Source organism: Thalassospira xiamenensis M-5 = DSM 17429 (genome assembly GCF_000300235.2).
In the GTDB taxonomy this organism is placed as follows: Bacteria; Pseudomonadota; Alphaproteobacteria; order Rhodospirillales; family Thalassospiraceae; genus Thalassospira; species Thalassospira xiamenensis.
This window is the reverse complement of sequence record NZ_CP004388.1, coordinates 383,130-409,368: the sequence shown is the minus strand read 5'-3', so window position 1 is coordinate 409,368 and position 26,239 is coordinate 383,130. Positions and strand designations below refer to the sequence as shown.

General features: G+C 55.4%; 25 protein-coding genes and 2 riboswitches. Of the genes, 19 read left to right on the top strand and 6 right to left on the bottom strand.

From position 1 onward, the window contains the following. Positions 1-22: 22 nt before the first annotated feature. Entirely contained in the window at positions 23-679 is a 657-nt protein-coding gene (locus tag TH3_RS01880; protein WP_007089095.1) for a hypothetical protein, read from the top strand. A gap of 6 nt (positions 680-685) precedes the next feature. On the opposite strand, the gene TH3_RS01875 is transcribed toward TH3_RS01880, so the two are convergent. Next, entirely contained in the window at positions 686-1,219 is a 534-nt protein-coding gene (locus TH3_RS01875) for a dihydrofolate reductase family protein (RefSeq protein WP_007089096.1), read from the bottom strand. Between the two features lie 152 nt (positions 1,220-1,371). Further along, positions 1,372-2,787: an L-serine ammonia-lyase gene (locus TH3_RS01870; protein WP_007089097.1), complete on the bottom strand. Its 1,416-nt coding sequence runs from the start codon at positions 2,785-2,787 to the stop codon at positions 1,372-1,374. 70 nt (positions 2,788-2,857) lie between these two features. Then, positions 2,858-2,985: riboswitch (glycine riboswitch) on the bottom strand. A 3-nt stretch (positions 2,986-2,988) separates the two neighbouring features. Then, positions 2,989-3,088: riboswitch (glycine riboswitch) on the bottom strand. Positions 3,089-3,362: 274 nt separating this feature from the next. Between TH3_RS01870 and gpmI the strand changes: the two genes are divergently transcribed. The 10 genes from gpmI (at position 3,363) to TH3_RS01820 (ending at position 13,701) form a co-directional block, all read left to right on the top strand. After that, positions 3,363-4,955, top strand: coding sequence for a 2,3-bisphosphoglycerate-independent phosphoglycerate mutase (gene gpmI, locus TH3_RS01865; protein WP_007089098.1), 1,593 nt, complete (start codon positions 3,363-3,365; stop codon positions 4,953-4,955). Continuing rightward, positions 4,933-6,282, top strand: a complete 1,350-nt coding sequence (locus tag TH3_RS01860) for a murein hydrolase activator EnvC family protein (protein WP_139328116.1) — start codon at positions 4,933-4,935, stop codon at positions 6,280-6,282. The genes gpmI and TH3_RS01860 overlap by 23 nt, the downstream gene beginning before the upstream one ends. Further along, a complete protein-coding gene (locus TH3_RS01855; RefSeq protein WP_040059445.1) occupies positions 6,279-7,583 on the top strand; it encodes a S41 family peptidase in 1,305 nt (434 codons plus the stop codon). The genes TH3_RS01860 and TH3_RS01855 overlap by 4 nt, the downstream gene beginning before the upstream one ends. 101 nt (positions 7,584-7,684) lie before the next feature. Beyond that, a complete protein-coding gene (locus TH3_RS01850) occupies positions 7,685-9,148 on the top strand; it encodes a divergent polysaccharide deacetylase family protein (protein ID WP_007089101.1) in 1,464 nt (487 codons plus the stop codon). 38 nt (positions 9,149-9,186) lie between these two features. Further along, on the top strand, positions 9,187-9,783 hold the full coding sequence (locus tag TH3_RS01845; RefSeq protein WP_007089102.1) for an RNA pyrophosphohydrolase: 597 nt from the start codon (positions 9,187-9,189) through the stop codon (positions 9,781-9,783). A gap of 86 nt (positions 9,784-9,869) precedes the next feature. Beyond that, positions 9,870-10,061, top strand: a complete 192-nt coding sequence (locus TH3_RS01840; RefSeq protein ID WP_007089103.1) for a hypothetical protein — start codon at positions 9,870-9,872, stop codon at positions 10,059-10,061. 75 nt (positions 10,062-10,136) lie between these two features. Further along, positions 10,137-10,943 carry a methyltransferase domain-containing protein gene (locus tag TH3_RS01835; protein WP_007089104.1) on the top strand — a complete coding sequence of 269 codons (807 nt, stop codon included), beginning with the start codon at positions 10,137-10,139 and terminating at the stop codon, positions 10,941-10,943. Between the two features lie 48 nt (positions 10,944-10,991). Continuing rightward, on the top strand, positions 10,992-11,828 hold the full coding sequence (locus TH3_RS01830; protein WP_007089105.1) for an alpha/beta fold hydrolase: 837 nt from the start codon (positions 10,992-10,994) through the stop codon (positions 11,826-11,828). 82 nt (positions 11,829-11,910) lie between these two features. Then, the gene (locus TH3_RS01825) at positions 11,911-12,609 is read left to right on the top strand and encodes a hypothetical protein (RefSeq protein WP_007089106.1); all 699 of its coding nucleotides are present in this window, start codon (positions 11,911-11,913) and stop codon (positions 12,607-12,609) included. A gap of 117 nt (positions 12,610-12,726) precedes the next feature. After that, positions 12,727-13,701 (top strand): phytoene/squalene synthase family protein, encoded by a 975-nt coding sequence (locus TH3_RS01820; RefSeq protein ID WP_007089107.1) that lies wholly within the window; start codon positions 12,727-12,729, stop codon positions 13,699-13,701. 73 nt (positions 13,702-13,774) lie between these two features. Here the strand turns inward: TH3_RS01820 and TH3_RS22775 are convergent, their stop codons facing one another. The 4 genes from TH3_RS22775 to TH3_RS01800 form a co-directional block, all read right to left on the bottom strand. Beyond that, positions 13,775-14,152: a hypothetical protein gene (locus TH3_RS22775; protein WP_139328117.1), complete on the bottom strand. Its 378-nt coding sequence runs from the start codon at positions 14,150-14,152 to the stop codon at positions 13,775-13,777. A 678-nt stretch (positions 14,153-14,830) separates the two neighbouring features. Beyond that, positions 14,831-16,024, bottom strand: coding sequence for a phosphoglycerate kinase (locus tag TH3_RS01810; RefSeq protein ID WP_007089109.1), 1,194 nt, complete (start codon positions 16,022-16,024; stop codon positions 14,831-14,833). Positions 16,025-16,199: 175 nt separating this feature from the next. Then, the gene (gene dapF / locus TH3_RS01805) at positions 16,200-17,045 is read right to left on the bottom strand and encodes a diaminopimelate epimerase (RefSeq protein ID WP_007089110.1); all 846 of its coding nucleotides are present in this window, start codon (positions 17,043-17,045) and stop codon (positions 16,200-16,202) included. A gap of 50 nt (positions 17,046-17,095) precedes the next feature. Then, the gene (locus TH3_RS01800) at positions 17,096-17,539 is read right to left on the bottom strand and encodes a hypothetical protein (protein ID WP_051682292.1); all 444 of its coding nucleotides are present in this window, start codon (positions 17,537-17,539) and stop codon (positions 17,096-17,098) included. Positions 17,540-18,011: 472 nt separating this feature from the next. Between TH3_RS01800 and ccoN the strand changes: the two genes are divergently transcribed. From ccoN to ccoS, 8 genes are all read left to right on the top strand, one after another. Then, positions 18,012-19,469 carry a cytochrome-c oxidase, cbb3-type subunit I gene (gene ccoN, locus TH3_RS01795; protein ID WP_007089112.1) on the top strand — a complete coding sequence of 486 codons (1,458 nt, stop codon included), beginning with the start codon at positions 18,012-18,014 and terminating at the stop codon, positions 19,467-19,469. 14 nt (positions 19,470-19,483) lie between these two features. After that, complete coding sequence (gene ccoO / locus TH3_RS01790; protein WP_007089113.1) at positions 19,484-20,212, top strand: cytochrome-c oxidase, cbb3-type subunit II; 729 nt, start codon at positions 19,484-19,486, stop codon at positions 20,210-20,212. Positions 20,213-20,228: 16 nt separating this feature from the next. After that, positions 20,229-20,390, top strand: a complete 162-nt coding sequence (locus tag TH3_RS22585) for a cbb3-type cytochrome c oxidase subunit 3 (RefSeq protein WP_007089114.1) — start codon at positions 20,229-20,231, stop codon at positions 20,388-20,390. Positions 20,391-20,405: 15 nt separating this feature from the next. Further along, on the top strand, positions 20,406-21,278 hold the full coding sequence (gene ccoP / locus TH3_RS01785) for a cytochrome-c oxidase, cbb3-type subunit III (protein ID WP_007089115.1): 873 nt from the start codon (positions 20,406-20,408) through the stop codon (positions 21,276-21,278). Between the two features lie 231 nt (positions 21,279-21,509). Continuing rightward, positions 21,510-23,006 carry a cytochrome c oxidase accessory protein CcoG gene (gene ccoG, locus TH3_RS01780; RefSeq protein WP_007089116.1) on the top strand — a complete coding sequence of 499 codons (1,497 nt, stop codon included), beginning with the start codon at positions 21,510-21,512 and terminating at the stop codon, positions 23,004-23,006. Positions 23,007-23,065: 59 nt separating this feature from the next. Next, positions 23,066-23,584, top strand: coding sequence for a FixH family protein (locus TH3_RS01775; protein ID WP_007089117.1), 519 nt, complete (start codon positions 23,066-23,068; stop codon positions 23,582-23,584). A 44-nt stretch (positions 23,585-23,628) separates the two neighbouring features. Further along, a complete protein-coding gene (locus TH3_RS01770) occupies positions 23,629-26,013 on the top strand; it encodes a heavy metal translocating P-type ATPase (RefSeq protein WP_007089118.1) in 2,385 nt (794 codons plus the stop codon). After that, entirely contained in the window at positions 26,010-26,198 is a 189-nt protein-coding gene (gene ccoS / locus TH3_RS01765) for a cbb3-type cytochrome oxidase assembly protein CcoS (protein ID WP_007089119.1), read from the top strand. The genes TH3_RS01770 and ccoS overlap by 4 nt, the downstream gene beginning before the upstream one ends. Positions 26,199-26,239 lie beyond the last annotated feature (41 nt).

The following is a 26,239-nucleotide window of genomic DNA, read 5'->3' as shown; positions in this document are numbered from 1 at the left end:
TGTTTGAGTAGGGGAATTAACGATGCAAAACAGATACTTAAAGATTGCCGCCGCTATCGGTTTGGCAATGCTGACCGGCGCGTGCGCAGCTTCGCGTAGCGTTGTCGAAATTCAGGAACCGGCCAAAATTGAGAACCCGGCGACTGGGCCGGCCGTTAAAATCGTTTCGGTCGAAGACAAACGCCAATTCGAGATTGATCCGTCAACACCGGATATCCCGTCGCTGTCGAATGACGAGATTGATGATGTCACCTTTACATCGCGTGCCTATGCCCGCAAACGCAACACCTATGGAATGGCACTGGGGGATGTTTTGCTACCCGAAGGCAAAACCGTTGCCGATGCTGTCAACAAGGCAATCTCCAACGGCTTCAAACAGGCCGGATACCGTGTTCTTGAACCGGGGGACGCCGAATATGACAGCGCCGACTCCGTCGATGCCGACCTGATCAAGTTCTGGTCATGGTTCGAACCCGGTTTCTGGCAGGTCACGGTGCATAACAAGTCCGAAGTGACGTTGAAGGGCAACGAACTGAACAAGGGCGAACCGGTTACAGTCACCGACAGCTATCAGGAAAAGATGCAGATGGTCCTCGACAGCGACTGGCAAAGCAGTGCTGTTAATGCCCTACGCGAACTTTCCTCAAAGATTGCCCAAAAACTGGAAACGCTTAAGTAACCGGCTTTAACGCAAATCATACTGCATGCGCACGACACCGGACTTGTAGTGCTCCGATGCCACCAGTTTCAGTGTCGTGCCCACAGCATCCCGGCCAAACAGCCGGATGCCATCACCGAGAATTTCGGGGATGATGAACATTTCAAGCTGATCGACAAGGCCGCCAAACAGGAATTGGGTCACAACACTGGCCCCACCGACGATCCAGATATCGCCGGTATCGGACCTGTCATCGCGAAGCTGGCTTGCCAGTTCCACAAGACTACCGCCATAGGCCTCTGTATTGGCCGGGCGGTTATCGGGCAAATCGCGCGATGTCAGGACAATCGTGCGGCGATCTTCATAGGGCCAGTCGCCAAATTCCATCACCTGATCAAAGGTTTTTCGCCCGATGATCAGTGTTCCCACGGTGCCCAGAAAGCCCTCGAAATTGAACTCGCCCGGATCGAATTGATCAAGCCAGTCAACAGCACCATTGGCGCGCGCGATATAGCCATCCAGACTGACCGCGATATAGATGCGGAACAGTTTCTTTTTCATGCTTTGCCCAACCTGTTCGGGGTCTTTGCCCCGTTTTTGATTTCTCAATGATATCAGATTGCAGGCGCAAGGTGGCAAGAATCAGGCCGGATGAAAAACACCCCCGAAACGGCGGCTTCGAGGGTGTTTGGTCGGTATTTCAAACTGTCAGCTCAACATTCGACCACGTTGACATTGACCGCCAGCCCGCCCTGACTGGTTTCCTTGTATTTGCTTTGCATATCAATGCCGGTCTGGCGCATGGTTTCGATTACCTTATCGAGTGACACGGTATGCTGACCATCACCTCGCATTGCCAGACGGGCAGCATTGATCGCCTTGACCGCCCCCATGGTGTTGCGTTCGATGCAGGGTACCTGCACCAGACCGCCAATCGGATCACAGGTCAGGCCAAGGTTGTGTTCCATGCCAATTTCGGCGGCGTTTTCAACCTGTTCGGGCGTACCGCCCATGACGGCACAAAGCGCGCCTGCCGCCATTGAGCAGGCCACACCGACCTCACCCTGACAACCGACTTCGGCGGCCGAAATCGACGCACGCTTTTTATAGATCGAACCAATGGCCGCCGCCGTTAACAGGAATTCGCGTATTTTGCCCTGTGTCACATTGGCCCCGAACCGTTCATAATAGCGCAGCACGGCGGGAATAACACCCGCCGCACCGTTGGTAGGGGCGGTCACGACGCGCGAACCGGCAGCATTTTCTTCGTTAACCGCAAGGGCATAAAGATTGACCCAGTCGATCACGGTCAACGGGTCCTTAAGCCCCGCTTCTGGCCGTTCCGTCAGTTCAAGGTAAAGTTTGCGCGCACGCCGTTTGACATTCAACCCGCCGGGCAGAATGCCATCGGTTTTGCAGCCACGCTCAATACAATCCATCATCGCGCGATGCACGCGGTCGACAAATTCCTCGGTCTCGGCAGGTTCACGCCAGCTTTTTTCGTTTTCGGCCATGACTTCGGCAATCGACAGCTTTTCCTTTTTACAGATCGCCATCAGTTCATCGGCCGAGGAAAAGGGATAAGGCAGCGTGATATTATCGCCGGAATATTCCGCCCCGCGATCATCGCCCGAGACGATAAACCCACCCCCAACCGAAAAATATTCCTGTTTGTGCAGAACAACACCGTCACGGTCAAAGGCGGTGATCCGCATGCCATTGGGATGTTCGGGCAGGCTTTCGGTCATATGGAAAACAAGGTTGGTATCCCGGTTGAAAGCAACCGGGTGCGCGCCGTAAAGCTGTAATGCGTGATCTTTATCAATCGCATCCATTGTCGGTGCGATCCGGTCTGGATCAACCGAACGCGGTCGTTCCCCCGAAAGCCCCATGATCACCGCAGTATCGGTGGCATGGCCCTTGCCGGTCAGGGCAAGCGATCCGTAAAGATCGACAATCACCGAGCCGATTTTTTCCAAAAGATTCCGGGCTTCGAGTTCCAGACAGAACCGATAGCCCGCGCGCATCGGGCCGACCGTATGCGAACTCGATGGGCCAATCCCGATGGTATAAAGATCGACAACGGAAAGATTAACGTCTTGCGGACGCTGCTTATTTTCTTCGGTCAAATGGGCCTCCCACGGCTCTTTGTCATGCGGATCAATACCACATGACGTTACAGAACCGGTGTCTTGCCCCCTCTGTCCCTTGACCTGAGATTGTGCGCCCTGTTGCCAAAAACAAAGAAGTCTTTGACGCCATGGCTTCATCCTTCGGTGGAAATATGGTGCCGGGCGTTGGCCCCGTACCGCTTTCTCTCTCCAGAGCCTCAATCCGCAACGGTCCATCTGCCTGAGAGTTTTCGGGGCTATTGCTCCTTCGGCGCCGATCTGATCGCGGGATCAAAGCGGGCTCTCCCATCGCGGTTATTCGAGGTATCACCGTAACGCCCGAGATTACAGGCAGGTGATGATCCTTGTCAAAAAGCGACTTTGCAAGCGCACAAAAAATACCCGGTCGGAAGGCTGTTCAATACCGGCATTCATGATAGATTGCGCGTTGAAAATGCTATGATTGGCAGCGTCTGATGGCGAACCCACCGCGCCCGGCGTCTTTGTACGGATGGCAAAATTGCCGGAAAATAACCATCTTTACCGGTAATTCAGCCTTTTACCTTATTTCGTGTACTTTACTTCGTGGGATTATGATTGTGACTGTATCAAATACCGTAAAGCGCCCGCGTCCGGTGGTGCTGTGCATTCTGGATGGCTGGGGTTATCGCGAGGAAAGCAAGGACAATGCGGTTGCATTGGCCAATACCCCTGTTTGGGACGCGCTTTATGCCAACAATCCGACCGGCTTTCTGAAAGCCTGCGGTCTTGATGTCGGCCTGCCCGAAGGGCAGATGGGCAATTCCGAAGTCGGCCATATGAATCTTGGTGCCGGCCGGGTTGTGATGCAGGAACTGCCAAAAATTGACGAGGCTGTCAAAACCGGTTCGATCGCCGATACCGATACCGTCAAAAAGGTTATCGCCAAGCTGAAAGAAAGCGGGGGTGTCTGTCATATCGCCGGGCTTCTGTCCGAAGGCGGGGTGCATTCCCATCAGGCCCATATGGCGGCCCTTGCCAAAATCATCGCATCGGCCGGTGTGCCGGTAAAAATCCATGCCTATCTGGATGGCCGCGATACCGCCCCCAAAAGTGCCGCCAAATTCCTTGAAAAATTCCGCGCACTGATCGGTGATGCCAATGTTGAAATCGTGACCGTCACAGGGCGCTATTACGCGATGGACCGCGACAATCGCTGGGAACGCGTCAGCCAGGCCTATTTCACGATGGTAAAGGGCAAGAATTACGCCGATGGCCGCACCGCTGAAAGTGCCGAAGCCGCAATCAGGGCAGCCTATGATGCCGACACCACGGATGAATTCGTTCTGCCGACCGTGATTGGCGATTATGCCGGCATGAAAGACGGCGACGGGATTTTGATGACCAATTTCCGGGCCGACCGCGCGCGTGAAATTCTGGCCGCGATCTGCGCACCGGACTTTGACGGGTTTGACCGTGGCACCCCGATCAGATTTGCCGTGCAGGCCGGTATGGTTGAATATTCATCCGACCATGCAAAATATATGGATGCGATCTATCCGCCGCAGGTGTTGCCAAATATCTTTGGTGAAGTCGTTTCCAGGGCTGGCATGAAGCAGTTGCGCATCGCGGAAACCGAAAAATATCCGCATGTGTCCTTCTTCTTTAACGGCGGCGAAGAACAGGTTTTCGAGGGCGAAGACCGTATTCTGGTGCCATCGCCCAAGGTCGCGACCTATGATTTGCAGCCGGAAATGTCGGCCCCGGAAGTGACCGAAAAGCTGGTGGCGGCGATCAGGGCTGAAACCTATGACGCGATCATTCTGAACTTTGCCAACCCCGACATGGTCGGCCATAGCGGCATTTTGTCCGCCGCGATGAAGGCCGCCGAAGCGGTCGATACCTGCCTTGGGCAGGTTGTTGATGCGGTTAAATCGGTGGGCGGCGTGATGTTCGTTACCGCCGATCACGGGAACTGTGAGATGATGGTGGATCCGGAAACCGGCGAGCCGCACACCGCGCATACGCTTAATCTGGTGCCGACCATTCTGGTGAATGGACCCGAAGGCGCGACACTGGAAAATGGTCGCCTGGCCGACGTGGCACCGACTTTGTTGCAGCTTCTCGGGCTACCGCAACCGGCGGAAATGACCGGCAAACCGTTGATCAAGGGTTTGAAAGGGAATGATGCGCTTCTTGCGAACTGATCTGCGTTCCAAGACCGCCCTGCCTGCGCTGGCTGTGATTGCAGCCATGATCGCGGGCGGGGCAGCGCCGTCTTTTGCCCAGTCGCTACGCAAGGTCGACAGTCAGCTTGATAAACTTGAAAGCCAGTTGTCAGAGCAGCAAAAGCAGGAAGAATTCCTGGCGCGTAAATCGCGCGAACTCTGGACCGAGGAACAGGCGCTTCAATCCGAAGCCATTTCGGTCGCCAGACGCGCCCAGCGCCTTGAAACAACCCTGACCGATCTTGAAGATCAGCTTGCCGAACTTGAAGTGCGCGAAAAGCGGGCCGCCACCAGCCTTGAAGACAAAGCCGGGCAATATGCCCGCATCCTTATGGCCTTGCAGCGTTTGTCGACCACCCCGCCCGAAGCTGTGATCGCCCTTCCGACCAGCCCGCAGGATACATTGCGGTCAGCCATCCTGTTAAAGGCCGCCCTACCCGGTGTTGAACAGCATGCGCGCGATTTGCGCGCCGAGCTTGAAGAAATTGGCACCCTTCGCGAAGACATCCGAACGCGCCGCAGCGAAATGGCAGCCGCCACCAAAGAATTACAGGCAGAGCGCCAGTCACTGGCCGCCCTGCTTAACGAAAAGCGCAAACTGCGTTCGGAAACCGAGGCCGAGGCCAAAATGGCATCGCGCGCCGTCAATGAACTGGCGACCGAGGCAAAATCATTGGGCGATCTTCTGGAAAGCCTGAAAAAGCGGGCGGAAGGCGTTCCCGAACCCCGCATGAAACCGGAACGCCAGATCGCCAAGCGCACAGAACCCAAACCGGCCCCGGCCCCATCGACAATTGCCAGAAACGAGCCGCCCGCCACCCCTGCGGAAAAAACAGCCCCTGCCAGCAAGGCGCCATCGGCAAATGATGAAGAGCTTTCTGTCGGCAGTTCGATCACGCTGGCACACGGACAATTGCGTATGCCCGCAAGCGGCAAGGTCGTTACATTGTTTGGTGAACGGTCCCGCGGACCGGACGGACTGGCGGTTACACATTCCAAAGGGATCGAGATCGACACACGCCCAAACGCGCAGGTCGTATCGCCCTTTGACGGCAAAGTTGTATTCGCCGGGCCCTTCCGTGGCTATGGCCGCCTCTTGATTATCGAACACGGCGAAGGATACCATAGCCTTATCGCTGGTTTTGATCGGCTCGACAGTGTGGTAGGACAATATCTGTTGGCGGGTGAACCTGTTGGAATAATGGGTGAATTATCGCCTAAACTCTATCTGGAGATGCGCCATGACGGTGAAGCGATCAATCCGCTTCCCTGGCTGGCCTCGAAAAACGGCAAGGTAAGTGGATGAAAACCTCTCGATTGGCAGTATTCGCACTCGCTACCGGCATGACTTTGGGCCTTGCTTCGCCCGCGCTGGCGCAATCTTCACCAACAACATCAGCCGAAACCTATCGGCTGCTGAACCTGTTTGGCGATGTGTTTGAACAGGTGAAATCGAAATATGTCGAAGAAGTAGATGACAAGCAGCTGATCGAAGCGGCCATCAACGGCATGCTGACATCGCTTGATCCGCATTCCTCCTATCTGAATATGGATAATTTCGAGGAAATGCAGGTCGATACCCGCGGCGAGTTCGGCGGGCTTGGTATCGAAGTCACGATGGAAGAAGGCTTTGTCAAAGTCATTTCCCCGATTTATGACACACCCGCCGAAAAGGCCGGTTTGCAACCCGGTGACTTCATCACCCATATCGATGGCAAACCGATCCGTGGTCTTGGCCTGAACGAAGCGGTTGAAATGATGCGCGGCAAGGTCAATACGGACATTATCCTGACCATCATGCGCAAGGGTGAAACCGCACCGTTTGATGTCACCCTGACCCGGGCCGTGATCAAGATCCAGTCGGTTAGATCCGAAGCAAAGGATGATGTCGGATATATCCGTATCACCAAATTCAACGAGCAGACCTTTAGCGGCCTGCAACGTGCGATCACCGAGTTGCGCGATCAGATCGGCCCGAAAATCAAGGGCCTTGTGATTGACATGCGCAACAATCCTGGTGGTTTGCTCGATCAGGCGATTTCGGTTTCGGACGCCTTCCTTGATAAGGGAGAAATCGTATCAACCCGCCCGCGCGATACCGAAAATACCGAACGTTACAATGCCCGTCCGGGCGATCTTGCCGACGGACTTCCCATGATCGTTCTGATCAATGACGGTTCGGCATCCGCATCCGAAATCGTTGCCGGTGCCCTTCAGGATCACCGCCGCGCGGTCATCATGGGAACACGCAGTTTCGGCAAGGGATCGGTTCAGACAATCCTTCCGATGCCCGGCAATGTGGCACTGCGTCTGACCACGGCACGCTATTACACGCCGTCGGGCAAATCGATCCAGGAAGTCGGCATCGTGCCTGACATCATCGTCCCGCAGGCCCGTGTCGAAAGCATCGAAGCCGCCCAGCGCCGATCCGAAGCCGATCTGAATGGTGCATTGCGCAACGAGGATGAAACCATCAGCAACGCCGAAAGCGATGCCAATGATCGCCGCAATGCTGCCGAGGAAATAGCGCTGGAAGATTATCAGCTGTCCCGTGCACTTGATATGATCCGGGGCATCGCCCTGTTCGCACCCCGCCCGCAAGGGTGAGGTGCGATCCGCAGACCGAAAGAGACTGACCTTTCGTGATCAGGAAACTCATAAAATCCTTACGGTTTGGCCGAAAGAAGGAACGGGATCCTCTTGATGACATGGGCGCCCCTGAAACAGATGATGTTTCAGACGCTCTGTCGGACGAGGATCTTCCCTTTAACGAGCTGCCGATCGAGGTTCAATGGGAACGTCTGCCCAAGCATCCGCCATCACGGCGCTGGTGGCTGTCAAAACTCCTGATCATTGTGCTGTTTTTAAGCCCGATTGCCGCGGCGGGTGTCGGACTTATCCCGATCCTTGATCCTGAAACCGGCTGGCGGCTGTTTCATCTAGGATCACCCAAAACCATCGTCGCCGTTCCCGGGACCGAGCGCGAGCTTCAGGAAGAAATCGCCAAAGGTGTGCGCGACGTCGAAGAACGCACGCGCGCCGAACAGGAAGCACTGGCCAAAGCCGCTAGTGATCCCAACAATCCGCAAAGTGCCGAAGACATCGCCAGACAGCTTGAAGGCGTTTCCGATCTGGTTGGCACCCCCGGTCAGGAGGGCGCAGTGGATGGCACGACAACACCAACCCCGGAAGAACTCGCCGCCCTTGCCGAAGAAGGCGCACTTGATCAGCCGATAGAACCCGATCCCCTGCGCCCGGCTCCGCTTCCTGGTCTGGATGAAGAAGGCAGTTTCGGTCGTATTCCGCGGATTGCCGATGATGGCACGACGCCGTTTGATGCCTATAAACGGCCCTTCGAACGGGTTGAAGGCCAGCCCTATGTCGCGATCATCGTGACCGGTATAGGCCTGAACAGCACCAGAACGAAGGCGGCAATCGAAGATTTGCCACTGAACATTTCGCTGGCGCTTTCGCCCTATGCCAACAATCTGCAACAGGTCGCTGCCGATGCGCGCGCCATGGGCCACGAGATATTCTTGCAGTTGCCGATGGAGCCGATCGACTTCCCGCTATCTGATCCCGGTCCGCGCGCGCTTTTGACCAGCCTGCCGGAAGGGGAAAACCTTGTGCGACTTGAATGGTTGCTCGCACGGTTCCCGGGCTACGCGGGTGTCGTCAGTTATCTTGGGTCGAAGTTCGGAAGCCTCGATAGCGCCATCCGTCCGGTGATCGAATTCGTCGACCGGACCGGTCTTATGTATGTTGAAGGTACCAATTCCGGGTCCGTGAGCCTTGGCGCGCAATTGGCATCGAATGCCGATAGTCCGAATGCCGTTGGCAACATCATGATCGACGAAATTCCAAGTCGCCGGCAAATCGACGCCCGGCTTAACGATCTGGTCGAACTGGCAAAAAGCAACGGCGTTGCCGTCGGAATTGCGCAATCCTATCCGGTGACCATACAACGCCTTCGGAACTGGTCGTCACGACTTGCCCGCCAGGGCGTTCAGCTTGCACCGGTTTCGGCGCTTGCAAAATTGCAGGTCACACCGCAGTCTGCGGACGAGGCGGAAGCCGCCCGGCGTGACGCCGCATTGGCCGAAGAACGCGCCCAAAAGGATGCAGCCCCGTCCGATACTGGTGACGGCGAAAGTGAAACAATCGAAAATTGATGACACCGCCACCGTATGCGGTTTGTCAGGGGGTATTGATGGCGAAGAAATCGGGCGGCAAATCAAAGAAGGCAGCCAAAGCCGACGATGATCAGAAGGCCGGGGATCAGAAGATAAAAACCGGCAACACGGACAAATCAACGCTGACCGCAGAAGACCTGCCTTATCGCCCCTGTGTCGGGATCGCACTTTTTAACGACGAGGGACAGGTCTGGATCGGCAACCGGATCGGGTTTGAAGGCGCATGGCAATTGCCACAGGGCGGGATAGATGATGGCGAAACCGCCGAACAGGCAGCGCTTCGCGAATTGTCCGAAGAAATCGGCACCGACAAGGCCGAAATCGTTGCCGAAACGCCCGACTGGCTGACCTATGATTTACCCGATCACCTGATTGGCAAGGCATTTGGTGGCAAGTATCGCGGCCAGAAACAGAAATGGTTTGCCATGCACTTTACGGGTAAGGAAAAACATATCAAAATTGATGTTCCCCATCCTGAATTTGATGCATGGCGCTGGACCGATTTCGGAACTTTGCCCGATCTGATTGTCCCGTTCAAAAGACCGGTTTATTTGCAACTTGTCGAAATCTTTCGTGATGTACCTCAAAGAATTCGAAATTTGGGGACGGCATAAGACGCCACGTTATTTCTTGATCAATACGCTCAAATCGATAGATTGCAGAAAATCAAGATACATCAGAAGTTTAGAGGAGTTCTAAGATGGGTGCGGATCGCTTGATCTTCGGTGTCCTGACGATTGTGGTGGGGATTTTCGGCCTGTTCTATGCTTCGGGATCACATGATGGATATTCCTATTTTGTGGGCCTGGCATTGTTCTTTGGTGCGGTGCTGTTCATGTTCGCACTGATCAAGGGACATTATGACCAGCTGGAAAAAGACGGGCATAAATAAGGTCTGCCGCCGAGATATCGGTCGACATCGCCTTTGAGGTTTTCTTTCGGGACCGGGCAGGTTATGGATCAGAGTATGAGCAATACACACTGGGATCCTGTTCGTTACGGTCTGTTTGGCGATGAACGTCGCCGCCCGGCAAAAGACCTGATTGCCCGTCTGCCCAAACCGGCGGATGGCTTTTTGCCACGTCACATTGTCGATCTTGGCTGCGGGCCCGGATCCATCACCGCGTTGCTTGATCAGGCGTATCGCACACCGGAAAATCCCGATGTCCAGATTGTCGGGATCGATTCTTCAGCAGAAATGTTGGAAACAGCCGCCAAGCGCGACGAGAATATCGAATGGCAACAGGCCGATATCGCGCAATGGGAACCGGATAGCCCGGTTGATATCCTGTTTTCCAATGCCGCCCTGCAATGGATTCCCGAACATGCCAAACTGTTCCCCCGCCTGACACGGTTTTTGCGTCCCGGCGGACTGTTGGCCATTCAGGTGCCGAACAATTTCCTGGCACCCAGTCATCAGTTGATTGGCGAAGCCGGAATTGAATGGCGCGATGCGGTTGCCGGGGCGACCCAGCAAATCCGGATCATGCGACCGGGCGACTATTTTGATGTCCTGTCCGCCGATTGCGATGCCATTGACCTGTGGCAGACCCAGTATTGCCATGTCCTGCATGGGGAAGACCCCGTTTTCGACTGGACATCATCGACCGCCTTGCGCCCGGTTCTTGCCGCCCTGCCCGATGATGATGCGCGCGCCGCATTTTGTGAAAAATACAAAACCCGCTTGAAACAGGTCTATCCGCCGCGTGATGATGGCGTCACACTGTTTCCATTCAACCGGTTATTCATGATCGCCCGCAAACGCGACGCATAAATTCGACGCTAAAGTCTCTATTGGCGGGCATTACAAACGGAGCACCCCATGCCCGCCTTCCGTGACCATTTTATTCCCTGTTGCGGCTATGAAATTCATGTCAGGACGTGGGGCGATCCCCAAAAACCAGCCCTTGTCATGAGCCACGGTCTGGCGCGACTGGCCGATGATTTTGATCATGTCGCGCCGCATTTCACTGATACGTATTTTGTCCTGTGCCCGTCCATGATCGGCCGCGGGCTTTCGGGATGGGCCAAGAATCCCGACCGGGAATATACCCTGCCCTTCTATGTCGCACAGACCTTCGAAATGCTTGAACATTTCAGGATTTCAAGCTGCAAGTGGATCGGAACGTCAATGGGCGGGTTGATCGGGCTTGCCATGACCGCCGAAGCCGCCGGATGGATCGAAAAGCTGGTTTTAAATGACATCGGACCGGAACTTGACACTGCGGCAGTCGCACGGATCAAATCCTATGTCAGGGCCACCCCGGAATTTGAAACGATCCATGATGTCGAAGAAATCGTCAAACTGATCTATGCGCCGTTTGGCATCACCGACGAAGCCACCTGGTCATTTATTTCCGCACGCTCGGTGCGACGTCTGCCGAACGGAAATTTCATGATGCATTATGATCCCGAAGTCATGCGCGTCTTTGCCGAACATATTGATTCTTTTGATGCATGGGATCAATTCAACGCTATTTCTTGCCCGGTGATGCTGATCAGCGGTGCGAAATCTGATCTGATTCCCCCCGCCATTGTCGAAAAAATGCGGGAACAAAAACCGGAAATGCCGATTTTAACTGTAGCAAATTGCGGACATGCACCCCATTTGAATGACGAGGAACAGATAAAAGCCATCAAGGCGTTCCTTGCCGACTGACAAACCGGGGCCGGAAACATCCAGAATTTGTTTGCACAAGGGGATGTGCACCAGTTGCGATAAGGTTGTCGGAACACGAGATATGCATGTATCAAGTCCAATTGCGTGGTCTGTTGCGATTCTTGCCGTTGCCGCGACAACGGGCGGCTTTTCGCACGCGGCCCGTGCCCAGTCGATCCAGCCCGCCACGCCAGATGAAGCCGGTGTGACAATTGGCATGCCCCAGACTGACAGTTCGCCAAATTCACTGGTCCCCGGAATACTGCCCCCCGCGCTGCCTGGCGGGATGAGCAATTATTTCGCCCCTCGTCGAAATCACGGCATTGTCCTGAACAATCCATCCACCGATGGGGAAAGTGACCCATCGCTTCTGTGGTTTGAAATCGACAGCCAGCCAACGACAAACAACGGCATTGCGGCCCAGTTCGGAATTGGCTACGCCCCACGCCCGGATCTGGGCTTTGCCTTTGGCCCGGTTTTCGAACTGAATGGCCCGATCGGGCAAAGCTTTGGCACCGACCAACGCAATGATTTTGATGTCACCCCCACGCACCACCCCGGTGGCTTTTACCGCCATAACTTTTCGGGCAATCCCGGCAACCCTTCGGGCACGGATGATGCGGGCATTGCCGCCAGCCTGTCCTATATGCCGTTTCAGGATATCTGGATCGGGTTACATGGTCGATTGACCAGTGATCTTGCCCCTGATCCGAATACCGGTGCGCTTGATCGCTTTGACGCGATGCTGGGTCTGACAGCCGGATATCGCTTGGAATTCTAGGATCAGGCCCCCTTAATTTGGCCGTGATCTTTTACGAAATGCTCAATTCCCCTTTTGCCTGCCCGAACGAGGCTGTATGACTCCTAGAAGGATCATCAGGAAAAGACGAAACGCCGCATGACAAGAATGCCAGCACCGATAGACGGGCCGAATGCCGATGCCTTTTCCGCCTGCAACGACCTTGCCGCGGCAAAAAATGCCAATCTTTACCGTGCGGCCATGCGCCTTGGCCCGGAACGGCAGCGTTTCTTTCTGGCGGCCTATGCATCGATGCGGGTGATCGACGATATTGTCGATGACGGGTTCCTTGAACTGACCGATCATGAACGCGACTATGCCCGCGAAGACACCCTGATTGCAATTGATCACTGGCAGCAGCAAATCCAGGCTGCCAAGATCGATGCTGATAACCCCCATCCCGAAAGCGGCCCGCTCAGCCAGCAGGTATTTGATGCCCTGCGTCTGACTTTGGGCCGAAGCGATCTGGAAGTTGATCCGTGGGTTGATCTGGCCGATGCATTGCGCCGCGATGTTGCCGAAGACCCGATGGATGAATGGGACGATTTCATCGCCTATTGCGAGGGGGCAACCGCCGCCCCGGCATCAATTTTTGTTTATCTGCTATCGGCACGATTCGATAACGAAATCGGATATACATCCCCCCTGACCAACCCACCGCTTTATCATGCGCGCGACATGGCGATTTTCTGTTACGTGGTGCATATCCTGCGCGACCTTCCAGACGATATCAAAGGCCCGGACAGGCTGGTGACGATACCAGCCGAAATCCTGATTGCCGCCGATATCACGCTTGGCGAAATCCGCAATGCCATCGGGCAGAAGAAATATGACGAACTGGACCGCCTGGGCACCATTCTGCTGGAACGCGCGTGGGAACATTTTGAAACCGGGCAGGCCCGGTCGGCTGAACTTCTGGCGATCCTTGATGCGGAAGAAACCGACACCCTGTCACGCCTGTTTGCCGTTTATATCGAACTTGCCAGTGCGATGATGGATAATGGATATGCGGCGTTCCTGAAGGACCGCGACACAATCATCGCGCAAACCGCCAACAACAGCCTTCCCGGATAACAAAGACCCCGCCGATTGGCGGGGCCCGGGCGATCACATCGCGTGCGGCAAAATCCGTATTCCGCTGAACGAATCAACCGATGACCAAAGCCAGATCGAAGAAGACCAGATCCGTCGCGGCGTTCTGAAAGTCGATGCGGCGGAGTAGGATGGCCTTACCCAAGGTATTAAAAAATATACCTTTTTTGCCGTGTTGAGCTTTTTCCGGGAACTTTTTCCGGGTTTTTGGAAAATAGTTCTTGATTTGTTCTTTGTCTTGTGGCATAAAGATAAAGTCAACAGGACAAATGGGTCCGGAGACAAAACCCGCAAAGCGTGATTCGCTTTGCGGGTTTTTTGCGTTTCGGGCGGCAAAATCAGGAATGAGACGATGACAGGGCAGCGATCTGACGGGATGAAATGGCGGGTGCGGTATCGTCAAAGGGACGTTCATGGCGCTTGGAAAAGTCATTACGGGGGTGGTGCGATCAGGCCGTAAGGCCGTCGGATATTTGCGAAAAACTGTGGTTTATCATGACGGGAGAAATGTGCCCTTAGGGCAAGGGTGTTTGTTCGGGGCAGCGAGAGCCGGGGCGAAGTTGGTTCGGTCCAGTTCAGTCCGGTCGGTGAAGCGTGACAATGCCGAGAATCAGCGGGCCCGAATTGCGCCCGGATTGGATCGGCACTGGATCGTCTGACCGGGTTGCCGGGATTGGCTGGCAGGATCGGTTGTCAGCGGGCTGGTGGTGCGTTCGGACATGCCGAAAGGCTGGTCATCGATGGCGGGAGTTGTGTGTCTGCCATGCGGCAACGTGTGGCCCTTGGGGTGAGGTGCGTTTCGGGCGTCAACCGAGAGCGACGGGTGTTTGTTCGGGACAGCAGGGTCCGGGGCGTGGTCCGTCCGGTCGGTGGCGTTTGGCGATACCGGGGGCAGCGGGGGTGGTTGGCTTGGTTTGAGCTGGAGTGGCTTGGCGGTTGATCAAAATCGTCATGCCGGGCGAAGCGGAGTGCAGACCCGGAATCCATGGCCCATTGAAAGAGACGGGATTCCCGCCGTCGTGGTTTATTTCGGATGATTGGGAATGCTTTGTCAGCAGCAAGACCCCGCCGATTGGCGGGGTCTTGCATTTAACAATCAGCAGTTTGCGGATCAGCCACGCAGGGCTGCAACGCCCGGCAATTCCTTGCCTTCTAGCCATTCAAGGAAGGCACCGCCCGCGGTTGAGACATAGGAGAAATCCTGATCGGCATCGGCGTGACGCAGGGCCGCAACCGTATCACCACCACCCGCGACCGACAGAAGTTTACCGGCCTTGGTCAGTTTTGCCGCCTGCTGGGCGACGGAAACGGTTGCCGTATCGAACGGTGCGATTTCAAACGCACCCAGCGGACCGTTCCAGACCAGCGTTTCACAGGACTCGAGACGTTTGTTCAGATCGACAATGGTTTTCGGCCCGGCATCAAGGATCATGCCATCGGCATCGACATCGTTGATGTCAGATATGGTGTGATCGGCATGCGCCTTGAATTCCTTGGCGACCAGACCATCGACCGGCAGGACGATTTCGCAATTGGCGGCTTCGGCCTTGGCAAAAATTTCGCGCGCAGTTGCCAGAAGGTCGTGTTCGCACAGCGACTTGCCAACATTTACACCCTTGGCCGCAAGGAAGGTATTGGCCATGCCGCCACCGATCACCAGCTGGTCAACCTTGGCAACCAGATTGCCAAGCAGATCCAGTTTGGTTGAAATCTTGGCACCGCCAACGATTGCCATCACCGGATGTTTCGGCGCTTCAAGCGCATTGCCAAGGGCTTCAAGTTCGGCCTGCATCAGACGACCGGCATAGGCCGGAAGTTTGTGGGCCAGCCCCTCGGTCGAGGCGTGCGCCCGGTGCGCGCACGAAAACGCATCATTGACGTAAATGTCGCCAAGCTTTGCCAGTTCGGCGACAAAGGCCGGATCGTTCTTTTCCTCTGCGGCGTGGTAACGAAGGTTTTCCAGAACCGCGATTTCACCGTCCTTAAGGCTGTTCACGACGTCTGCTGCGGCCGCACCAATGCAATCATCGGCGAATTTCACCGGACGCCCAAGCTGCTTGGCCAGCGCATCGGCAACCGGTTTAAGCGACATTTCAGCAATGCGTTCGCCCTTGGGACGGCCAAAATGGGTGATCACGACAAGTTTCGCACCGGCATCCGCCAGTTCGATCAACCCCGGAACCGTCCGTTCGATGCGGGTGGTATCACCCACAACGCCGTCTTTCATTGGAACGTTAAGATCAGCGCGCAGCAAAACGCGCTTGCCAGCGACATTGACACCGTCAAGCGTATTGAAGTCAGCCATTATCTGAACCTGCTTTTGAGTTTCACAGAAGACGGGAGGGGGCGTCCCGACATGGGTTGAACGAAGAACCCGTTTGCGCCCTTTTGCCCGACGAACAGGCATTGTGCAACCGGGGAAACCATTCAGAACGATACCGACCCATCAGGCTACCCGCGGGTCGGCACCAGAAATTCAATCAATGCTGTCCCAGAAGGGATCCGTGCAAAAAGCCCGAGAAACTGGTCGCGACCGGCCCGGTCATCAGAACATGATCGTCGGGCAGCCATTCGATGGTCAGCGGACCACCATCCAGAATGATTTCGGTTTTCCGCCCGGTCAAACCGCGGCGCGCAGCGGCAACACCGGCCGCACAGGCACCCGTACCACAGGCGCGCGTCACCCCCACACCACGTTCCCAGACCCGCATGCGAATCCGGTCTTCGCCAATGATGCTGCAAACCTCAATATTGGCGCGTTCGGGGAACATTTCATGATGTTCAAGGACAGGGCCAAGCTTTTCGATATCAATCGACTCGGCATCGTCAACAAAGAACACCGCATGCGGATTGCCGACATTGACCCCGACCGCATCCGACAAACCGCCCAAGGACAGCGGAATATGGTTGGTATCAACCGCCTGACCCAGCGGGATATCGCGCCAGTCCAGCTTGACCTGCCCCATATCGACGGTGACACGACCATCGGCCAGACCATTGGCATCAAGCAATCCGACGACGGTCTGGATAATGACATCCTTGCGGCCAAGTTCGCCCATGACGATGCTCGCCACACAGCGCGTGGCATTGCCACAGGCCTGGACCTCGCCCCCGTCATTGTTGCGAATGCGCATGAAGGCATCGGCAAGATCATCGCGGGCGGGTTCGATCACGATCAGCTGATCACAACCGACTCCGGTTTTGCGGTCGGCGATGCGGGCCGCAGTTGCGTTATCAAGATCAAGCACGGCGGGATCGCGTCGTCCGTCAAAGACAACGAAATCATTTCCCAGACCATGCATTTTGACAAAAGGAATACCGTTCATAACCGCCTTATAACGGTGTCAGCGGATATCGTCCACCAAAGTCAGCGCCGTCAATGCTGGGCAGCCGGGGCACAGTAACGGATTTTGCGCGGCACAAAGCCGGCCCCGCTGAAATAGTCGCGCAGGCGTTCTTCCATTTCACCGACCGAAACATGAACCGCCGCGCAATGATGATCCAGAACCAGCCGGTTCATAGCGTCGCGCATCGCATCAAGCACATAAGGTCGTGAAACAATCTCGACGGCCATGATGTTGTCGACATGCAGGACAAGTCCCTCGGACATGTCGTCACGCACCTGATAGGAAAACAGACCGTGGATATACCCCCGCTCATTGGCGATCACGATGATGCCACGCGGGCGTTGCCACAGGATATCGTCGCATCCGGCCCCGATCATGCTATTGGCGCGATCAGTGCAGAATTCGGCAACAAATTCACGCCAGCGCTCAAACGTAAGACCGGTCTGCATCATCTGCACGAGCGGAAAAGTCATATCCGCCGTGTGATGTGTTAGGGGTCTTGCCTGATAGGTTGTTGACATGATTGCTACTCTTCCCACGATTTTCAGCAATCATGGCGCAAAGATTTCGTGTTGACCTTGACCTGTATCAACACCTTTACAGACCCAAACGCGCATAAACACGCTTAGCAATCAATTGTCCCGCAATGCGGGCGAGCTTTGTCTTGAGATTGAGGGGTTCTGCGGTTTTACGAGCCAATATTGACGTGGATCAATGGCGCGTAAGGCTTCAACCCGCATAATCACCTGACAATCGAAAGCCTCGTCCGTTTTGCATGTGATGCTGCCAAAAGCGCATCACGGCAGCGGTGGGGCTTTTGGTGCAGGTGGCAAGGGAATGACATGTGTCGCACCCGGTCACCGCCGGGACTGATGGAGCTGCCCGATTGGATCGGACAGTTCACCCGAACACCTTGAACGGGAGTCAAGCATGAGCCAGGGGAGCATGGCACAAACAGCACCAACGCCTGTTGCTGTTAGTTATAATATGGACGTTGTGCGCTGGGGCGCACTGGCGACTATATTTTGGGGCGTCGTCGGATTTCTGGCGGGCGATCTTATCGCCTGGCAACTCGCATTTCCGGCGCTTAATTTCGACATCGAATATCTGAATTTCGGGCGTTTGCGCCCGCTGCACACGTCTGCGGTGATTTTTGCCTTTGGCGGCAATGCTCTTATCGCGACGTCATTCTATGTTGTGCAACGGACATGTCGCGCATCTCTTTATGGCGGCAAGGCCCTTCCAGCATTCGTATTCTGGGGTTATCAGCTATTCATTGTCATGGCCGCACTCGGCTATGTATTGGGTATTACCCAAGGCCGTGAATACGCAGAACCTGAATGGTTTGTTGATATATGGCTGACCGTGGTTTGGGTTGCGTATCTTGCCATTTTTGTTGGCACGCTGCTGAAACGACAAGAACCACATATCTATGTCGCAAACTGGTTTTACCTGGCCTTCATCGTAACAATCGCGATGCTTCATCTGGGCAACAACCTGGCGATTCCGGTCTCCTTCATGGGGGCCAAATCCTACTCGATGTTCTCAGGCGTGCAGGATGCTCTGACGCAGTGGTGGTACGGTCATAATGCCGTTGGGTTCTTCCTGACAGCCGGCTTCCTTGGGATGATGTACTATTTCATTCCGAAACGTGCTGAACGTCCGGTTTATTCCTATCGTCTGTCGATCATTCACTTCTGGGCGCTGATCTTCCTGTATATCTGGGCTGGTCCGCACCATCTGCATTACACAGCCCTTCCTGATTGGGCGCAGACTCTTGGTATGACATTCTCGATCATGTTGTGGATGCCGTCTTGGGGCGGAATGATCAACGGTCTGATGACGCTTTCGGGTGCATGGGACAAATTGCGAACCGACCCTGTCCTGCGCTTCATGGTCGCCGCTGTCGGTTTTTATGGCATGTCGACCTTCGAAGGCCCGGTCATGTCGATCAAGGCTGTCAATGGCCTGTCACATTACACCGACTGGACCATTGGACATGTTCATTCCGGCGCGCTTGGCTGGGTGGCTTTCGTTTCCTTCGGTGCGATCTATCACCTGATCCCGGTCCTGTGGCATCGTGAACGCCTCTATTCGATGCGTCTGGTTGCCTATCACTTCTGGCTGGGTACCATCGGTATCGTTCTTTACATCACGTCGATGTGGGTTTCGGGGATCATGCAGGGCCTGATGTGGCGTGCCTACGACGATCTTGGCTTCCTGCAGTATTCCTTCATCGAAACCGTTGAAGCAATGCACCCCTACTACATCATTCGTGCAACCGGTGGCCTGCTCTTCCTGCTCGGATCGCTGATCATGGTCTGGAACGTCTACAAGACGATCAAGGGTGATCTGCGTCGCGAAGCACCGATCGGCACACCTGCTACCGTAGCAGCCGAATAAGGGGGATGTGAAAAATGCTTCTGAAAAAACACCACATTGTTGAGAAGAACGTCTTTGTTCTCATCCTCGGGATTTTCCTGACCATCATCATCGGTGGTATTGTCGAAATCGTGCCGTTGTTCACGATGGAACAGACCATCGAGAAGGTCGAAGGGGTCCGTCCCTATTCACCGCTCGAACAGGCGGGTCGCAACATCTATCTCCGCGAAGGCTGCTATAACTGCCATTCCCAGCAGATCCGTCCGTTCCGTGACGAGGTCGAACGTTATGGCCATTACAGCCTTGCCGCGGAATCGATGTATGACCATCCGTTCCAGTGGGGATCGAAACGTACCGGACCGGACCTTGCCCGCGTTGGTGCCAAATATTCCAACGACTGGCATGTTGCCCACCTGAAAGATCCGCGCTCTGTCGTGCCGGAATCGATCATGCCGGGCTATCCGTTCCTGGCGGAACGCGAATTGAAGTTCGATGACGCCCAGGCCCATCTTGAAACGCTTAAAATGGTTGGTGTTCCTTATACCGACGAGCAGATCGAGAATGCCAAGGCCGACCTGTATCTGCAGGCGATGGCGGACGAGGATTACGATGAACTCCTTGCACGTTATCCGAATGCGGCAACCGGTGACTTTGACGGAAACCCCGCGAAACTGACCGAAATGGATGCGCTGGTCGCGTATCTGCAGGTCCTGGGTCGCATGGTCGATTTCACCACCTACAACCCGCAACTGAACCTGCGCTAAGGCGAAGGGGAACGTCATGGAATTCTTTACGCAACTCGCTGACTTTTTCCGACCCTTGTGGGGTCTGTGGCTGATGCTGCTTTTCGGGGCGATCATTGCCTGGGTCATGTGGCCCAGCAAAAAGCGCCGGAAAGACATGGAAGAGCATGCCCGGATTCCGTTTCGGGATGAGGAATAGGGGGAGAACCGAGCTATGTCGACACATGTCGAAAAAGACCAGGTTTCGGGTCACGAAACCACCGGTCATGAATGGGATGGCATCAAAGAGCTGAATACACCGCTGCCGTCCTGGTGGGTCTATGTTTTCTGGGCCACAATCGTCTGGTCGGTCGGCTATTGGGTGGTTTATCCGTCCTGGCCGACGGCAACGAGCTACCTTACCGGTATGTTCGAAACCACCAACCGGACCCAACTGCATGAAACCATGGCCAATGTTGCCGCCGAACGCGCACCGTATATGGAGCGTCTGGCAGCACTGGATCTGGATGAAATCGTTAATGACAGCGAATTGCTGAACTTCTCGATGGCAGGTGGCAAGGCCGTGTTTGCAGAAAACTGCGCACCGTGTCATGGCACCGGCGGTTCGGGCAACCCGGGCTTCCCATCCCTTCAGGACGATGACTGGCTGTGGGGTGGTTCGCTTGAAACCATCAATGAAACGCTGCATGTCGGTATCCGCTGGGATGCCAATGATGATACGCGTTTCAACGATATGCCTGCCTTTGGTCGTGACGAGATACTGGAACGCGATGGCATCAATGATGTTGTTCAGTATGTCCTGTCCTTTAACGGACGCGAAACCGACAAGGCCGCGGCAGCCCGCGGCATGGAAGTCTTCGCTGATAACTGCGCATCCTGTCATGGCGAAGACGCCAAGGGTGTTCAGGAATTGGGGGCACCGAACCTGACGGATGCGATCTGGCTGTATGGTGGTGATGCCGCGGCCATTACCGAAACCGTGACCAATTCGCGTGGCGGCGTCATGCCGGCATGGGGTGGTCGTCTTGACGAAGAAACCATCAAGATGCTGACGGTTTATGTCCACTCGCTTGGTGGCGGTCAGTAACCTTTAAAATCTTCTGCCCGCCGCACCTTTATACACTGTGATCTGATCAAAAATTGATTTGTGTCATGGTGGGGTGCGGCGGGTTTTTCGTATGTTGGCACTGCAATTTGAATAATCCTAATCCGACATGGCATGCCGCATGCCATGTTGTGCACCATGCAGATAACTGGTGGCCCCAAAGCCACAAGAGAGCAGTTATCGGCGATGCGGCCCAACAGTCAGGTAGCGACAATGGCCATGCCCCATTTGCAACAGCCCGATCCCGCACATCCGATCCCGCAAAACGATACACTGCCGGAAGATGACCGCGACCAGCCACTTTATAAAACCCGCGACAAGGTCTATCCGAAACGGGTCTCGGGCCGTTTCCGTAACCTGAAATGGTTTGCACTGGTCGCTCTGCTTGCCATTTACTGGATTGTTCCCTGGCTGCGCTGGGACCGCGGACCTTCGGCACCGGATCAGGCCGTGCTGATCGACATGGATCTTGGCCGCGCCTATTTCTTCTTTATCGAGATCTGGCCGCAGGAAGTCTATTACATCACCGGCCTTCTGATCCTTGCCGCGATCGGTCTGTTTCTGGCAACGTCGCTGTTTGGCCGTATCTGGTGCGGTTATGGCTGTCCGCAAACGGTGTGGACCGATCTTTTCATGCTGGTCGAACGTCATATCCAGGGGGATCGCAATGCGCGCATGCGTCTGGACAAATCGCCCTGGACATTCGAAAAAGTCTGGAAAATCGGCGCGACCCATCTTTCATGGCTGGTGATTGCCGCGGCAACCGGCGGTGCGTTTGTGCTTTATTTCCACGATGCGCCGACGGTCATGGCCGATATCTTTACCGGCGATGCGTCACTGGGTGTTTATGTCACCATCGCGTTCCTGACTTTTTCGACCTATCTGCTGGCCGGGTGGGCGCGCGAACAGGTTTGCACCTATATGTGCCCGTGGCCGCGTTTCCAGTCGGCGATGCTTGATGACGAGTCGATGATCGTCACCTATGAAGGCTGGCGCGGCGAACCGCGTGGTCCGATCAAGCGCAAGAACCTTGTCCGCGGCGAAGTGCCGGAAGTCGGCCACTGCATTGATTGCTATGCCTGCTTTAACGTCTGTCCGACGGGGATCGATATCCGTGACGGATTGCAGATGGAATGCATCGGCTGTGGCCTGTGTATCGATGCGTGTAACGAAATGATGGACAAGGTCGGCTTCCCGCGTGATCTGGTCCGGTTTGATTCGGTGCAAAACAGCCAGTTGCGTGCGCATGGCAAGGCAACCAAAATCCGCATTGTCCGGCCGCGTACCATTTTCTATTCGATCATCGTGATGCTGGTCGCAGGCGTGATGGCCTTTGGCCTGTTCAATCGCACGACACTTGAAGTCAACGTTTTGCGGGATCGCAACCCGATATTCGTCCGACTGTCCGATGGTGATGTCCGAAATGGCTACACCTTAAAGGTCCTGAACAAAGAACAGGCTGCCAAAACCTATATCCTTACAATCGAAGGGCTTGTTGCCACCGATTTTCAGGTTATCGGTCTGACACCTAATCAGGATGGCACATTCAGCCTGGATGTTGCCCCGGACCGCGTTGGCAGTTTCCGTGTCTTTGTTGCGGCCGATCCAGAAGTACTGGACGGCGAAGCCACACCGTTCGAGTTCAGCGTGACCGATCCAAAGGACAATATTCGCGAAACTTATGATACCGTATTTGCCGGTCCGAAATAACCGCCACCCGCCTGACGATCCGGCCACCGACCCTATTGCGCCGGACAGGAGATAGAAAGATGACGACCCAGACCACAACCTCACCATCCTCTGTTGCGGGTCCGCGCAAATCGGATCGCCTGATCCCGTGGTACTTTGTTGGCGGTTTCGCGATCATGCTGATCGCCAACATCTCGCTGATCACGTTTTCAATGACAAGCTGGAACGGGCTTGTCACCAAACACGCCTTCGAAGAAGGCAACAATTATAACGCCGCAATGTCGGGCGCGCAGCGTCAGGCCGAATTGGGATGGCGCAGCAAACTGTCGGTCGAGGGTCTGATCAATCAGTCTGCGACGGTTACTGTCCTGTTCCGGGATCGCGATTCCCAACCGATCAGCGGTGCCAAAATGGAAATCGTTTTGCGGCGTTCGGACCGTGACGATCTTGACCAGACCGTGCGAATGGCGGAAATCGCGCCCGGGGAATATCGGGCAAGTGCCGCGTTCCCGGTTTATGGCCGTTGGGAAATCCGGACCATTGCACACGCCCTTGGTGATGATTATCAGACTGTCGAGACCGTTGTCGTAAAACCATGACCCCCCAAACCACCTGCCGCCATTGTGGAGATCCGGTGACCTCGATGTCACCGGTCGGGCCTGATTTTTGCTGTCGGGGATGTGCAGGTGCGTTTGAACTTCTGGGCGATCTGGGTCTTAAATCCTATTACAGCCGCCGAAGCATCGATCCCAAAGCCCGGCCATTGCGCCCTGATAGCGATGAAATCGCTGCGGTTAATTTCACCGATCTTGTCAGCACTGACGACGAAGGCGTTCATCATCTTAACCTGATGGTGGATGGCATACATTGTGCGGCCTGTGTCTGGCTGATCGAAACCCTGCTGCAAAAAAATCCGTCTGTCCTGCATGCGCGCGTCAATATGACTACCCGCCGGTTACGGCTGACATGGAACGGTGACATTGCCGATGTGGATGAACTGGTTAAACCGGTTCTGCAGATGGGATACCGGCTGATCCCGTTCGATCCCGCAGCGCTAGAACAGGCAACACAGGCCCGCAACAGCGAATTGCTGCGCTGTCTGGCGGTTGCCGGATTTGCCGCGGGCAACGTCATGCTGCTGTCGGTTTCTGTCTGGGCCGGATATTTTCAGGGAATGGGCGGGGCAACCCGCGATCTTTTCCATTGGATATCGGCCCTGATTGCCCTTCCGGCAGCCGTCTATGCCGGAATGCCGTTTTACCGGTCCGCATGGGGTGCGATCCGCAATCGCCGGGTCAATATGGATGTGCCGATCAGCCTGGGGGTCATTCTTGCCCTTGGCATGAGTCTGGCCGAAACCATGCGCGGCGGCCCCCATGCCTATTTCGATTCTGCCATAACGCTTTTGTTTTTCCTGCTGGTTGGCCGATATCTTGACAGCCGCGCCCGTGGTCAGGCCCGATCAGCCGCCGAACATCTGCTATCGCTGAATGCGCGCTCGGTCACGGTTCTGGCTGACGATGGCACCCGCCGACTGATCGCACCGGACAAGGCCAAACCGGGCATGATCGTTCTGGTGGCAGCGGGGGAGCGGATCGGCATTGATGGTGAAATCCTTGATGGTCAATCGGATATCGATACCAGCCTGATAACGGGGGAAAGCATCCCGAACACCGCCAAACCAGGCACAACCGTTTTCGCCGGAACAACCAATATATCGGCCCCGTTGCGCATCCGCGTTACTGCGACCGGTCAAACAACGCTTCTGGCTGAAATTGTCCGGTTGATGGAAAACGCCGAACAGGGACGCGCCCGATATGTCGCCCTTGCCGACCGTGTCGCCAAATCCTATGCCCCGGTGGTCCACCTTCTTTCGGGCACGACATTTCTCGGCTGGTGGCTGATTGGCGGGATTGGCTGGCAGGATGCCCTGATGAATGCGATTGCCGTTCTGATCATCACCTGCCCCTGTGCCCTTGCCCTTGCCGTGCCGGTTGTTCAGGTGATTGCGACCGGGCGGCTGTTGCGCGCTGGTATCTTGGTCAAATCAGCCACGGCCCTTGAAAGACTGACCCGTATTCGCGGTGTCATTTTTGATAAGACCGGCACATTGACCACCGGCAAGCCCGAATTGATCTCCAATCCGGACGATGACACTGCGCTTGAACTGGCCGCATCCATCGCGGCCAATAGCACACACCCACTGTCGCGTGCCCTTGTACGGGCTGCCGGAAATGTAACGCCAATCGCCAATGTTTCGGAACATCCCGGCCAGGGACTCTCAGCAGAATTGCCCGGCGGCACGGTCCGATTGGGCAGCCGGGCATTTTGCGGTATTGCAGAAAATGCCGACCTGTCCAGCCACATTGCAGGCCCCGAAATGTGGTTGCAGGAACCGGGCCGGGCCGCAACCCGTTTTGTTTTCCGCGATGCCCCGCGTCATGATGCCGAACAGGTCATCGAAACCCTGTCTTCGCGTGGTTTTGACATATCGCTGCTATCGGGGGACCGGGCCGTGACGGTTGCTCGACTTGCCGAAACACTGGGCATTCGCGATTGGAAGGCGCAGCTTTCACCGGCGGACAAGGCAAACGAAATCGCCCGTCGCGCCGAAAATGGCAAATGTGACCTGATGGTCGGTGACGGCATTAATGATGCGCCGGCCCTTGCCGCCGCTTATGCATCCATGTCACCGGCAAGTGCAGCCGAAATCAGCCAGAATGTCGCCGATATCGTGTTTCAGGGCGACCGCCTTTCGGCCGTGATCGAGGCCATCGACGTTGCCAGGAAATCCGACCGGCTTGTCCGACAGAATTTCACCCTGTCATTTGCCTATAACCTGATCACGATTCCATTGGCAGTATCGGGCATGGTCACACCACTGATTGCCGCCATTGCGATGTCTTCATCCTCTTTGATTGTGATTGCCAACGCATTGCGCCTGAGATCTGGAACAGACAAACAGCGGGCCGAAGATCCTTCCGCCCTCCCCGTACATGCCCAAGAGGCAGGAGCGCCGTCAGTATGAGCAACCTATTACTTCTGATACCAATCGCCCTGTTTCTGGGGCTTCTCGGATTGGCAGCATTTCTGTGGTCGCTTAAATCGGGGCAGTTCGATGACATGGAAGGAGCCGCCAATCGCATCCTTTTTGATGACGATGAACAGCAACCGCAGGACAGCCATACGAAAAACAACGGAGACAAACGTTAGTATCGCTTGAACTGATGCAGTCAGATCGCATAGATTAATTC